Raw genomic sequence first — 12528 nt, forward strand, 5'->3', positions numbered from 1 at the left:
GATCAGAACTTTTTAGTCAGCGGACGAATGGCTTTACCAAAACCAAAGCGCAATGCGCGAACCACCGTAGGGCGATTGTGCAATCCTTTACGCCAAATATCCTCAAACAGTGCGTACCAGCGGGCAGCGACCGCTTCGCGGGAATAGACCTGTAGACGTTTTTCACCCTGTTCACGCATCTGACGATACAGTTCAGGAGAGTTTTTCAGACGCATGATGGCATCAAATGCTTCATCAGGGTTTTTAGCGATCAGGTAGTCCAGCTCGCTTTCGCGGATCGCACGGTAAGACGGCTCATCGTCGCAAACCATCACGGTCCTCCCCAGCCAGTTGTTAATGAGTTTACTGGCAGGTTTGCGGGCCAGTTTGTGATCGTGCGATTTACGGAAGCTGATGCACACGTCCACATCCTGGTAGTTTGTCCAGTTATCGAATGAAATGCGGAGTTCGATACCTTGTTCAGCAAGACGTTGCTTAAAGGCCCCTTCGCGATATTCGTTCGGAAAACTGTCCACGCGGCCGAAGAACGCAACGGTTTTGATGGTTTCGTCGGCGCGCGCGCGAGGCTTTACGCCCGGCTGTGGCCAATAGGGGACGAAGATACGGTTGCTATGGTTGTCCACTTCCGGGTTCTGGTCTACGACAACATCGGCCCCAATGACGGGAGGACGATCCGCACGAGCGACCACGGTGAAACCACGCCAGGGTTTAACACGAGAACCAAAATCGTCGTTATGCATCAGATTAATGGCATCTGGCCTGCATTCAGAGCCAAACGAACATTCGATAGCGTCACCATAATAATGGTTCAACGCCAGTGTGGTTTGGAACGTCCAGCCACCGCGACCTCCACAATAAAATCGTTCCGGAATGTCGTCCGGATTGACACGTTTATCCAGGAGGTTCTGAAAATCTGCGTAGTTTTTAGCGATAAAATCCGCGCGGGAAACCGCGTGTAATTTAAGTTTGCTCATAATTTTCGTTAGCCAAGAATTTTTTTAAGACGGAAGTAGCGGCGCCCCAGGCGCCACCGTTGGCGAAAGCCGCGTGCATTTTGCCAAATCATGTTCCAGATACCGCGATCGAAAAGCTCACGGGTGATCTCACGTTTTTTGGCCATATCGTCAATGTTGTTAATGCTGTGCAGGATCCCCAAACCCTCTTTGGCGATTTGCCAGTGGCAGGCTGGTACGCGTTTCACCTGTTCCGGATAGCGTTTGTTGATAGCGTCCAGCATTTCCAGAATCTTCATATAGTGGCGTGCGGAACGCATGCGCGTATCGTCTGTGCCTGGGGTATGGGAAACGGAAGCGGAGTGGATCAGGTAGTCGTAATAGACCTCATCCACATACTGCACGCGTCTGGCGGTGAGCAGCACTTCCGTCGTCCAGGGGATATCCTGATGACGAAGGCCGTGTTCAAAGCTGAAGCCCTGCTCTTTGATAAAAGCGTGTCGATAGATATTCAGCCAGGTCACATGCAGGAACTTGCGTGATTCGAGCGCCATCTGCAGCCAGGTCGGGCCATCCAGTACGTCGGTTGAAGCGAGTTTATCTGAAGGAAAAATCTTTTTCGACGGACGTCCATCATCATAGATATAGGTGCCGTTGCAGGTCGCGACGTCCAGTTGCCCGGCAAGCGCAATTTCCAGCAAACGCGGGTACATACCCGGGTAGATCACATCATCAATATCCGGAAACGCAACGTAATCACCCGTTGCTACAGCGAGGCCGGAATTACGGGCGGCAGAGACGCCACCATTAGCCTGATTGATGACCGTAAAGCTACTGAATTCGCTGGCGTAGCGGGCGATGATATCTGCGGAACCGTCTGAAGAGCCGTCATTAACAATAACCAGTTCCAGATTTTGCAGATTCTGATTCTTTATGCTGTCAAAAAAAGCGCTCAGGAAATTTTCGCCATTATAGACGGCGACAATGAGGCTTAATTGAGGCGTTCCAGACATGCTTACTCCGTAATTTAACGCGGTGAGATGCGGCCAACGAACGATGCAGTAACGTGCAATGGCTTTTCGACAGTCGGCAGGCAAAAGAGTTCTGATGGGTACCATTGCGCCGATACTTTTTACTCCCGGCGCAATGTATACGCGATCAGGAGGTCGTTTCTGTCTGTTTAGCAGGGCGTAACGCGCACATGCCCACGAGTAGCCCGGTTAGCAGCATATATTGCTCCAGGTAATGATCTTTCAGATTGTGGTCAACCATGGTTCGGGAGAAGAAACCAACTGTAAACAGCAGCAAGAACATCCCTACCATTGCATTGCCATGACGGAACTCTCGCCAGCCGATGTACCAGCAACCTGCAAGTAAAATAAGCCAACCCGCAATACCCGCGATACCGTTCTGAATACCAAACTCAATCAGGCCATAGTGGCTGTGCGGGATGTTGATGCGATTGTCCTGAGTGTCGCGACGCAATACATAACGGAATGCCTCTTTGCGTGGCCCCATTCCTGCAGGATGCTCACCTACCAGTTTCCAGCCCTGGTGGAAAAAGCTGGCGCGGCATCCGTTGGAGTGGTTCATCGGACGACCAAGATCGTTAGTCGGTACCGTTCCGTTGGTTTTGTTATAGCAAAAACTGGTGAAAGGAGCGTTCCATCCTGTTATCGCATCACTTTCCAGATTTTGCCAGCGTGGATCGGTTTTCCAGGAAGCATAGCCCAGGAGCGCGGAAACGATAATGATGCCCACAAGAATCGCACCTGTGAGCACGACCCGGCTGCGACGCATGCTGTGCAGGCTGAGCAGAATGAAGGAGGAGAAAAGGCTGCCGACCAGGCCGATAGTTCCCCAGCGGGTGTCAACTAACGCCGTACAGGTCAGGTTACACAGCAGCATAAAGGCAAGGAACGGTGTTTTCAGGCGTAAAAAGCGTTGATGAAGCAGGCCGCGCGCAAGCAGTTCGGCGAGCAGGAAACCGGTGATCATATTGACCTGGAAGCTCATGCGCGTGCGGTTATAAACAATTCGCGTTTCACCCCAGTGGATCACGCCGTCTCGCCAGTAAAGCCAGGCGGTATCAAGTAAGTGGATACAGACAACGCCCCAGAAAAAAAGCACCACGAGTGTAAAGAATCGGGCTGCCGATAACGAGGGGAAGCGATCCTGAATTACGGGTAATAACACCAGGCCAGCACAGAAAAGCAATACCGGACGTAACCACTGACCGTCCCAGGTCGAAACCATCTCTTTAATATCCGGTGCGACAAAAAAGCCGTTAATCAGGATAAAAAAGGTTAAGGTCCAAAGCACAATAAGCACGAACTTAATTTTGTTTAAGTCCAGCGCTTTTCTCGCCATTGAAGAGCTAAAGAAAAGACCGAGCGCCACCACAATATTGGGATAAATCAGACCATTACGATGAAAAGGAAGCTGATCGTTTGGAATTGGCCAGATAAAACATAAAGCCAGTACAGACAGTACTAAAAGACCTGTCAGGATGTTACGCGTATTTGTCATAATTTTGGTACTGGTAAAGGATCTCGGCGTTAATACCGGTTAGTTAACAATGCCATGCGCAAATTCCACTGATTTCGAATGGAATAAAAGCCTGAGAAAATTACCACAGAAGCCATAACTACAGAAGGACAATGTTTGTAAGCAAGATTAATCCGTCTGTGCATTACCCTAATACCAATGTATATAATCGGCAGATTGGACAGCGATTCCAGCTCAATGACAGGAAATGTATGCATATTGTTCACACTGAAGCAGACGGCGGCAAAGGCGGACAGCCTCTGCGCATTATCAACGAATCGCTAGGGATGATTCAGCGTGGCCATCAGGTGACTCTCCTTTGTCCGGAAACAGCGCCTCTACACGCGCTGGCGCGCAATGCTGGATTGAAGGTGATCACCATGTCGTTGAAGCGTAAGAACCTTAAAAACGTGCTCCTTCTGCGTCGCTGGCTGAAGGATAACCGCCAGTCGATTGACGTCGTTAACAGCCATAACTCCGCCGATACCTGGCTGGTGGCGTTGGCTAATCTGACGCTCTCTCACCCCGTACCGCTGGTCCGCACTCGTCATGCGTCAGGTGTACCACGCAATAACTGGACGACCCGCTGGCTATTCCGCACGGCCTGCGCGCATATCGTGACCACGGGGGAAGCGTTACGTCATCAGGTGGCAAATATTGGCGTGCCGATGTCCCAGAGTACGTCGGTGCCAAGCGGTGTCGATACGCAGCGCTTTCATCCGGGGGATAAGCACGAAGCCCGCGCACATTGTGGCTTATCTGAGTCAGATTTCTGGCTGGGCGTGGTGTCGCATTTGCGTCCAAACAAAGGTCACAGCGTACTGCTGCGTGCTCTGGCGAAAATCGACAATCCACAGATCAAGCTGGCGATTGTTGGCGAAGGCCCACACAAAGCGACGCTGGAGCAGGAAATTACCGCGCTGGGATTACAGCAGCGGGTGGTGGTGGCGGGACATCAAACCGATCCGGAACGTTGGTTCCCGGCATTCGATATTGCGCTGAGCCCTTCACACGATATGGAAGGTGTCCCGCAGGGCGTGTTGCAATCGTTAGCCACCCGCGTTGCAACCATTGCAACGGATGCTGGTGGAACGGGAGATGCGGTGATTAACGGGCAGACGGGGTTGTTAATTGCGCAGCGCGACGAAAACGCCCTGCACGATGCCATAATGAAACTCTATAACGACTCAGCGCTTCGCGAAACACTCGCGCAACAGGGTTATGACTACCTAAGCAATCACTTTACCCGCGAATGCATGCTGGACGCGATGGAGAAAGTCTTCTCCGATGCCGTTCAGCGCAGCAAATCGTGATAAAGCGTTTGTAACTCTCGCGCCATTCTGCCCAGGGTGAAAGGCTCCGCAGTTGCACGTGCAGCCGCGGAGTAATCGACACCCTGTTCACGGCCTTTCAACCAAAGAGAGATGGCCTGCTTGTAACCTTCGCTGTCCAGCGCATCACGCACCCAACCGTTTTGACCCTCGGTTATCCACTCGGCTGCGCCACAGCCGTGGCTGGTGAGCAGCGGCAAACCGCATGCCAGTGCTTCCACGCAGACGTTCGGGAAGGGATCGTAGAGCGTCGGTAGGATAAGTGCATCAGCCGTGCCATACACTTCACGCACGTTGGCAACGGGGCCCAGGAACGCCACGCGTGCGGCGACCCCCAGCGTTTGCGCCAGTTTCTCGAACTTCCGCGCATGTTTATCGCGCCCGGCAATCAGCAGCCAGACGTCAGGATGCGCCACAATGGCGCGCAGCGCGGTGGCAACACCTTTACGGCTGAAACCTGACCCAACATACGCCAGCACCGGCGCAGTATGGGGAATGCCCAGTGCTACACGCTTCGAAAGGGAGCGTACCTCAGGGCTGAACTGGTCTGTGTCGACGCCGTTATAGATCACCGTCAGCTTGTCATCCGACAGCCCGAAGCGGCGGGCTATATCGTCGCGCACCATCTTCGAATTACAGATTACCTTGCGTAGCTGCGGATGGGTAAACATCTGCGTTTCAGATCGCAGGATGTAGCGGTGATAGCGGCTCAGAGATTGCGCCCAGCGCGCCAATGGCGACAGAATGCGACCATATTGCTCAAGCCAGGTGGCGTGAACCCCGTCGCCTGCCCGAAAGATAGTCGCTCCTGGTATGCGTTCGTGGCTTTGCACAATATCAAACTGCGCAAAGTGCGCGGCGGCTTCCGCGGCAAAACCGGATTCACGAGCGATGCGATTGCGAAACGGCGGATTGACCGTCAATGTTTTCCAGCCTGCGGCATCTTCCCACTGGCGGGCAATCAGCGTGACATCAAGCGAGGTATTCTGCGCCAGTACGTTAAGCGCACGTGAGACAAAACGCTCTGCGCCACCGTTGGGGTTGTAGGTCTGTCGAACAATTGCCAGCTTCATGCAGGTGTTTCCGTTGCCAGGAGCATCGTGTCGATGGCGCTCAGCACCTGCTGTGGTGTGATAGCAGTGATGCAGTCTGAGACACCGCTGTCTCCGCAGCCCGCTTTACCGCACGGCTGGCAGGTAAACCCAGCCACAATCACACGGTAGTTGACCCCCCATGGTGCCCATTTGATGGCGCCGGTAGGGCCAAAAATGGCGACGGTCGGCGTACCGACGGCGCTTGCAAGGTGCATCGGCATGGAGTCCACTCCGAAGTATATCCGCGCGTGCTTCATGAGCGCGCCCAGCTCTTTCAGGTTCAACTGACCGCTTAAATCAAAGACCGGTTGGGTGAGGGCTGCGCGCAGCTCATCCATGTAGGTCTTCTCTTCTTTTGACGGTGCAGCGGAGAGGATAATCGGCAGGCCGCGCGCGGCCAGGTTATCAATCGTCGCTGCCAGCTTTTTGATATCCCAGGCTTTAAACATCCAGCGCGAGGTCGGGTGAACCAGAATGTACGATTTACTCGTGAGCCCAAATCCGGCCAGCTTTTCGGCAACAGAGACTTCTGCCGCTTCACCAGGCACAAAAAGAGTATGTTTGTCTTCGTCGGACTGCGGATGAATACCGATTCGGCGCAGGGCATCCAGATTGACCTCCACCATATGGCGGCTGTTGTCCTGAATAGCCGGGTAGAGCGTGGTGAACGATTTCACCCAGCGACGACGTGCCAGACCCCCGCGTTTATCCGGCTTAAAGCCAACGGAAACGCGCGGTTTCAGGCGACGCGCCAGACGCGCGCCATGCCAGTGTTCGGTCAGATTAATCAGCACGTCATACTGACGGCCTTTCAGGGTATTGAGCAGCGAGCGGTAGAGGCGGAATTGTTCAAACCACCCCTTTTTACGCCAGTTACGACCAATCGTATGGACCTGGTCGATATGCGGGTGGCTGGTCAGCATCGCCTGCGTGTCGTCATAGACCAGTGCGTCGACTTCTACATTCGGCCAGTTCTTTTTCAATACGGTAAACACTGGCGAAGTAAGCAGAACGTCACCGTGGTGACGCAACTTAACGATCAGCACGCGCTTTGGTGGACGCTCCGCTGAGAAAAAATCAGACATAGGCTCTCTCTGCTGCCAGCAAAGGCTCTAATTGCGCAAATACCGCAGCGGCGCTGAGGTCGCTTAGCTGCGATGAGTCTTTCGGGCGGCAGATATATTGATTTTTTCCATAGCCGCCGATAAGGCCCGGGTCCGTTGGGCCATAAAGCGTAATATTAGGTCGATCCAGCGCTGCCGTCAGATGGCTGAGGCCCGTATCCACGGAGACCACTGCCGCAGCGCCGGCCAGCTCCTGAGCCACACCATCAAGTTTCATGCGCGGCAGAATGTCTACATAATCAAACCCTGCCGCCAGACGTTTGGCACGCGCTTCTTCATGCGGCGCTCCCCACGGGAGTTTGATACGTAGCCCCGCACTCCCCAGCAGGCTTATCAGTTCGCGCCAATGTGTTTCTGGCCAGTGTTTATCATCGCGCGTTGTGGCATGAAGGAAAACCAGATAATGCGCATCTGTTTGTTGCGAACTGTGCAAAAAATGCTGAGAAATAGCGTAATCACCCTGCGTTTTGGGTTTTACATAGCCAAGACTCTTGGCAAACAGTTCACGGGTACGCTCCACCGCGTGCTGTTGTTTTGCAATACGGTGGCGACGGTTATAGAACAGACTCGCCAGCGGCTCGCGGGCGGAGTGCCAGTCCATGCCGTGCTTTACGCCGTGTGCCAGACGCGTCACCAGCGCGGCGCTTTTCACCAGCCCCTGCGCGTCGATGATCGCGTCGTAACGCTGCGCCTGAACCGCTTCGCGGAAGGCGGTGCGCTCGGCTTTAATCGGTGTGGAGAACCATGCTTTGCGCCAGCGGCGAATGGCCACCGGGATCACGCGGTCTATTGCTTCATGCCAGGTAGGAATCTGCGCGAAGCCTTCTTCCACCACCCAGTCAAAACGGATGCCCGGAATGGCCTGCATCGCGTCCGTCAGCGCAGGCAGCGTATGCAGAACATCACCCATAGACGAGGTTTTAACGATCAATACCCGCATCCGTTACCCTTCTTCGCTCAACAGCAGTTCGTTGAGTTCTTCGAGAACACGCTGCGGCGTGATGTCGATCAGGCTCTGGTGATAGCCTTCTGCGGCATCGCCTTTGCGCACCTTGTGGTAGCCGGTAATCAGGCGAATGACGCGCGCTTTGTGCGACAGCGGCGGCGTGAAGTCCGGGCTGCTTGGACCATACAGCGCGACCAGCGGGCGGTCCAGCGCGGCAGCGACGTGCATCAGGCCGGAATCATTGGTCACCACGGCTTTACAGGCGGCGATCAGAATAACAGCTTGTTCGAGCTGCGTTTCCCCGGCCAGGTTTCGGCACCAGGCCTGCTGCTCTGTGCTGAGCGTGGCGAGAATTTCATTGCCTGCTTCGTGGTCTTTTGCCGAGCCAAACAGCACAATCTGATAGCCTTCGTCGATCAGCTGTTTTGCCAGCTCCGCATAGTGATAGTGCGGCCAGCGTTTTGCCGGACCGAACTCCGCACCAGGGCAGAAGCCAATCATCGGGCGTTCAGACGAAAGACCAAACGCGTTGCAGGTCTGGGATTTCTCGCCGTCATTAACCTGAAGCTGCGGCCAGAGCAGCGGCTGCGGCAGATCTTTCGCACTGCGCATCACGCCTTTGTCGTAGGCCAGCGCCACGTAGCGCTCCACCATTAGCGGCCAGGCCTCTTTGTCCAGCACCCGCGCGTCGTTCAGCAGGCCGTAGCGCATTTCACCGCGCCAGCCGGTACGGTGCGGAATACCCGCAAAGAAGGGCACTAAGGCAGATTTGAAAGAGTTCGGCAGGACATACGCGCGATCGTAGCGCTTCTCGCGCAGGCTATGGCCGAGCTTGCGGCGTTCGCCGATTTCCAGCGCACCGTGGCCGAGCGGCATCGGGATCGCCTCGTTCACTTCCGGCATACGCGATAACAGCGGACGGCACCACGCGGGTGCCATCACGTCGATTATCGCCTGGGGATAGCGCGCCTTGAGCGTGCGATAGAGACTTTGCGACATCATCATGTCGCCCACCCATGACGGGCCGATCACCAGAATTCTCATACTTACGCGTCGCGGTTCAGCCAGGCCATATATTCCGTTACGCCTTCGGCAACGGTCTTGAACGGCTTGTCGTAGCCAGCTTTACGCAGGTTAGTCAGGTCTGCCTGGGTGAACGCCTGGTAGCGGCCTTTCAGCTTATCCGGGAACGGAATGTACTCAATACTGCCTTTTTTGTGGTACGCCAGCGTCGCGTCTGCCACTGCCTGGAAGGATTCCGCGCGGCCAGTCCCCAGGTTGAAGATGCCGGACACACCGTTTTCCCAGAACCACAGGTTGACTGCAGCCACATCGCCCACGTAGACGAAGTCGCGCTTAAAGCCGTCGCTGCCTTCGAACAGTTTCGGGCTTTCGCCATTATTCAGCTGGGTATTCAGGTGGAATGCCACGCTCGCCATGCTGCCTTTGTGCCCTTCGCGCGGCCCGTAGACGTTGAAGTAACGGAAGCCGACAATCTGGGAGTTCGCTTCTGGCAGAATCTGACGCACGTATTCGTCGAACAGGAATTTGGAGTAGCCGTAGACGTTCAGCGGTTGCTCGTATTCGCGGGATTCGATGAAGTCTGAGGTACGCCCGCCGTAGGTGGCAGCAGAAGAGGCGTACAGGAACGGAATTTCACGCTCCAGGCAGTAGTGGAGGATCTCTTTGGAGTACTGATAGTTGTTGTCCATCATGTACTTGCCGTCCCATTCGGTGGTGGATGAGCACGCACCTTCGTGGAAAATGGCTTCAATCTCGCCAAACTCTTCACCTGCCATAATTTGGATAAGGAAGTCTTCTTTATCCATGTAATCAGCGATGTTCAGATCCACCAGGTTAACGAACTTGGTGCCATCTTTCAGGTTGTCCACCACCAGGATGTCGGTGATGCCTTTGTCATTGAGAGCCTTAACAATATTGCTGCCGATAAAGCCTGCGCCGCCGGTAACGATGATCATAACGGTAACCTTTGAAGTGTGGAGTCCGGGGACAATCCCGAACGCTAATGTTTCTATCATATCATCACAATGCCCTGTCTTCAGCCATTCACCGATATGCGGTAGGGGTACACGTGATTTATGCTGCAAAAACGACAAGAGATACTGCGTCATCTCGTCATGAACTATAGGTTTGGGTAATATGTCCCGAAATTTGCCGAGTCTGGAGAATTGCAATGCGTGGTGATTTTTACAAACAGTTAAACAGCGACCTCGACACCGCACGTGCGGAAGGGTTGTTCAAGGAAGAGCGTATTATCACGTCTGCTCAGCAGGCGGACATCACCGTTGCCGACGGCAGCCACGTGATCAACTTTTGTGCGAACAACTACTTAGGTCTTGCGAATCACCCTGAGCTGATTGCCGCAGCGAAAAACGGCATGGATACTCACGGTTTCGGTATGGCCTCCGTACGCTTTATTTGCGGTACCCAGGATAGCCACAAGCAGCTTGAGCAAAAGCTGGCGAGCTTCCTTGGAATGGAAGACGCGATTCTCTACTCCTCCTGCTTCGACGCCAACGGCGGTCTGTTTGAGACCCTGCTTGGCGCAGAAGATGCGATTATCTCCGACGCCCTGAACCACGCCTCCATCATCGACGGCGTACGCCTGTGTAAAGCGAAGCGTTTCCGTTACGCCAACAACGACATGGTTGAACTGGAAGCGCGCCTGAAAGAGGCCCGTGAAGCGGGTGCTCGCCACGTGCTGATCGCCACCGACGGCGTGTTCTCCATGGACGGTGTGATCGCTAACCTGAAAGGTGTCTGTGACCTGGCGGATAAATACGACGCGCTGGTCATGGTCGATGACTCTCACGCGGTCGGTTTTGTCGGCGAAAATGGCCGCGGTTCCCACGAATACTGTGACGTGATGGGCCGCGTGGATATCATCACCGGTACGTTGGGCAAAGCGCTCGGCGGCGCGTCCGGTGGTTATACCGCTGCGCGTAAAGAGGTGGTTGAATGGCTGCGTCAGCGCTCCCGCCCGTATCTGTTCTCCAACTCCCTGGCGCCAGCCATTGTTGCCGCCTCCATCAAGGTACTGGAGATGGTGGAGTCCGGCGCTGAGCTGCGCGACCGCCTGTGGTCGAACGCCCGTCTGTTCCGTGAAAAAATGAGCGCCGCAGGTTTCACCCTGGCCGGTGCCGATCACGCCATCATCCCGGTGATGCTGGGTGATGCGGTCGTGGCGCAGAAATTTGCTCGTGAACTGCAGAAAGAAGGGATTTATGTCACCGGGTTCTTCTTCCCGGTGGTACCAAAAGGCCAGGCGCGTATCCGCACCCAGATGTCTGCGGCGCATTCGCCTGAACAAATTGAACGTGCGGTGGAAGCCTTTACCCGCATCGGCAAACAGCTGGGCGTAATTGCCTGAGGACGTGTGATGAAAGCGTTATCCAAACTGAAAGCGGAAGAAGGGATTTGGATGACCGACGTGCCGGAGCCGGAAGTCGGTCATAACGATCTGCTAATCAAAATTCGTAAAACCGCCATCTGCGGTACTGACGTTCACATCTACAACTGGGATCAGTGGTCACAGAAAACCATTCCGGTCCCGATGGTTGTCGGTCACGAATATGTGGGTGAAGTGGTTGGCATTGGTCAGGAAGTCAAAGGCTTCCAGATTGGCGACCGCGTCTCCGGTGAAGGCCATATCACCTGCGGCCACTGCCGCAACTGCCGCGGTGGGCGTACGCACCTGTGCCGTAATACCATTGGCGTGGGCGTAAACCGCCCGGGCTGCTTCGCGGAATACCTGGTGATCCCGGCGTTTAACGCGTTCAAAATCCCGGACAATATCTCTGACGATCTGGCCTCCATCTTTGACCCGTTCGGTAACGCGGTACACACGGCACTCTCCTTCGACCTGGTGGGTGAGGATGTGCTGGTGTCTGGCGCGGGCCCCATTGGCATTATGGCGGCAGCCGTGGCGAAGCATGTGGGCGCGCGTAACGTGGTGATCACCGACGTGAACGAATACCGTCTGTCGCTGGCGCGTAAAATGGGCGTCACCCGCGCGGTGGATGTTTCCAAAGAGAGTCTGACCGACGTGATGGAAGAGCTGGGCATGACCGAAGGCTTTGACGTAGGTCTGGAGATGTCCGGTGCGCCACCGGCGTTCCGCACCATGCTCGACACCATGAATCACGGTGGCCGTATCGCGATGTTGGGTATTCCGCCGTCAGATATGTCTATCGACTGGAACAAGGTCATCTTCAAGGGGCTGTTCATCAAAGGCATTTATGGCCGTGAGATGTTCGAAACCTGGTACAAGATGGCGGCATTAATTCAGTCTGGTCTGGATCTGTCCCCGATTATTACTCACCGCTTCTCAGTTGATGAGTTCCAGAAAGGCTTTGACGCGATGCGTTCAGGTCAGTCTGGGAAAGTTATTTTGAGCTGGGATTAACAGAAAAAGCGCCTTCGGGCGTTTTTTTTTCGGCTTCTTCACATTTCTTACATCCGCAATCAGATTATTTTGATTTTTCCTTCGCTTTTTTATCCACACACTTATAA

At 54.6% G+C, this 12528-nt stretch carries 11 protein-coding genes; 3 read left to right on the forward strand and 8 right to left on the reverse strand.

Annotation, left to right across the window (positions count from 1 at the left end; all coding sequences use genetic code 11):
• Nucleotides 1-2: 2 nt before the first annotated feature.
• The 3 genes from L3068_RS00495 to L3068_RS00505 form a co-directional block, all read right to left on the reverse strand.
• Nucleotides 3-974, reverse strand: coding sequence for a glycosyltransferase family protein (locus L3068_RS00495; RefSeq protein ID WP_047343721.1), 972 nt, complete (start codon nt 972-974; stop codon nt 3-5).
• Nucleotides 975-982: 8 nt separating this feature from the next.
• Nucleotides 983-1966, reverse strand: a complete 984-nt coding sequence (locus L3068_RS00500) for a glycosyltransferase (RefSeq protein WP_047343722.1) — start codon at nt 1964-1966, stop codon at nt 983-985.
• Between the two features lie 145 nt (nt 1967-2111).
• Nucleotides 2112-3482 (reverse strand): O-antigen ligase family protein, encoded by a 1371-nt coding sequence (locus tag L3068_RS00505; RefSeq protein ID WP_047343723.1) that lies wholly within the window; start codon nt 3480-3482, stop codon nt 2112-2114.
• Nucleotides 3483-3712: 230 nt separating this feature from the next.
• On the opposite strand from L3068_RS00505, the gene L3068_RS00510 reads away from it, so the two are divergent.
• Nucleotides 3713-4813, forward strand: a complete 1101-nt coding sequence (locus L3068_RS00510) for a glycosyltransferase family 4 protein (protein WP_047343724.1) — start codon at nt 3713-3715, stop codon at nt 4811-4813.
• Here the strand turns inward: L3068_RS00510 and L3068_RS00515 are convergent.
• The 5 genes from L3068_RS00515 to rfaD are packed head-to-tail and all read right to left on the reverse strand — an operon-like array spanning nt 4795 to nt 9974.
• The gene (locus tag L3068_RS00515; RefSeq protein ID WP_047343725.1) at nt 4795-5904 is read right to left on the reverse strand and encodes a glycosyltransferase family 4 protein; all 1110 of its coding nucleotides are present in this window, start codon (nt 5902-5904) and stop codon (nt 4795-4797) included. The genes L3068_RS00510 and L3068_RS00515 overlap by 19 nt on opposite strands.
• A complete protein-coding gene (gene rfaQ / locus L3068_RS00520; protein WP_117581995.1) occupies nt 5901-7010 on the reverse strand; it encodes a putative lipopolysaccharide heptosyltransferase III in 1110 nt (369 codons plus the stop codon). The genes L3068_RS00515 and rfaQ overlap by 4 nt, the downstream gene beginning before the upstream one ends.
• Nucleotides 7003-7989: a lipopolysaccharide heptosyltransferase RfaC gene (gene rfaC / locus L3068_RS00525; RefSeq protein ID WP_117581993.1), complete on the reverse strand. Its 987-nt coding sequence runs from the start codon at nt 7987-7989 to the stop codon at nt 7003-7005. The genes rfaQ and rfaC overlap by 8 nt, the downstream gene beginning before the upstream one ends.
• Before the next feature lie 3 nt (nt 7990-7992).
• Nucleotides 7993-9039: an ADP-heptose--LPS heptosyltransferase RfaF gene (gene rfaF / locus L3068_RS00530; RefSeq protein WP_014881998.1), complete on the reverse strand. Its 1047-nt coding sequence runs from the start codon at nt 9037-9039 to the stop codon at nt 7993-7995.
• A 2-nt stretch (nt 9040-9041) separates the two neighbouring features.
• Nucleotides 9042-9974: an ADP-glyceromanno-heptose 6-epimerase gene (rfaD, locus tag L3068_RS00535; protein WP_014881999.1), complete on the reverse strand. Its 933-nt coding sequence runs from the start codon at nt 9972-9974 to the stop codon at nt 9042-9044.
• A gap of 215 nt (nt 9975-10189) precedes the next feature.
• Between rfaD and kbl the strand changes: the two genes are divergently transcribed.
• Both kbl and tdh read left to right on the forward strand, forming a co-directional pair.
• The gene (kbl, locus tag L3068_RS00540) at nt 10190-11386 is read left to right on the forward strand and encodes a glycine C-acetyltransferase (protein ID WP_047343728.1); all 1197 of its coding nucleotides are present in this window, start codon (nt 10190-10192) and stop codon (nt 11384-11386) included.
• A 9-nt stretch (nt 11387-11395) separates the two neighbouring features.
• Complete coding sequence (gene tdh, locus L3068_RS00545; protein WP_047026793.1) at nt 11396-12421, forward strand: L-threonine 3-dehydrogenase; 1026 nt, start codon at nt 11396-11398, stop codon at nt 12419-12421.
• The last annotated feature ends 107 nt before the right edge of the window (nt 12422-12528 follow it).

It is taken from the genome of Enterobacter cloacae complex sp. ECL414, from assembly GCF_021869685.1.
Lineage (GTDB): Bacteria > Pseudomonadota > Gammaproteobacteria > Enterobacterales > Enterobacteriaceae > Enterobacter > Enterobacter kobei.

Coding starts and splice junctions, on each gene's coding strand:
- L3068_RS00495 (WP_047343721.1), bottom strand. CDS start 974: ATGAGCAAACTTAAATTACACGCGGTTTCCCGCGCGGATTTTATCGCT.
- L3068_RS00500 (WP_047343722.1), bottom strand. CDS start 1,966: ATGTCTGGAACGCCTCAATTAAGCCTCATTGTCGCCGTCTATAATGGC.
- L3068_RS00505 (WP_047343723.1), bottom strand. CDS start 3,482: ATGACAAATACGCGTAACATCCTGACAGGTCTTTTAGTACTGTCTGTA.
- L3068_RS00510 (WP_047343724.1), top strand. CDS start 3,713: ATGCATATTGTTCACACTGAAGCAGACGGCGGCAAAGGCGGACAGCCT.
- L3068_RS00515 (WP_047343725.1), bottom strand. CDS start 5,904: ATGAAGCTGGCAATTGTTCGACAGACCTACAACCCCAACGGTGGCGCA.
- rfaQ (WP_117581995.1), bottom strand. CDS start 7,010: ATGTCTGATTTTTTCTCAGCGGAGCGTCCACCAAAGCGCGTGCTGATC.
- rfaC (WP_117581993.1), bottom strand. CDS start 7,989: ATGCGGGTATTGATCGTTAAAACCTCGTCTATGGGTGATGTTCTGCAT.
- rfaF (WP_014881998.1), bottom strand. CDS start 9,039: ATGAGAATTCTGGTGATCGGCCCGTCATGGGTGGGCGACATGATGATG.
- rfaD (WP_014881999.1), bottom strand. CDS start 9,974: ATGATCATCGTTACCGGCGGCGCAGGCTTTATCGGCAGCAATATTGTT.
- kbl (WP_047343728.1), top strand. CDS start 10,190: ATGCGTGGTGATTTTTACAAACAGTTAAACAGCGACCTCGACACCGCA.
- tdh (WP_047026793.1), top strand. CDS start 11,396: ATGAAAGCGTTATCCAAACTGAAAGCGGAAGAAGGGATTTGGATGACC.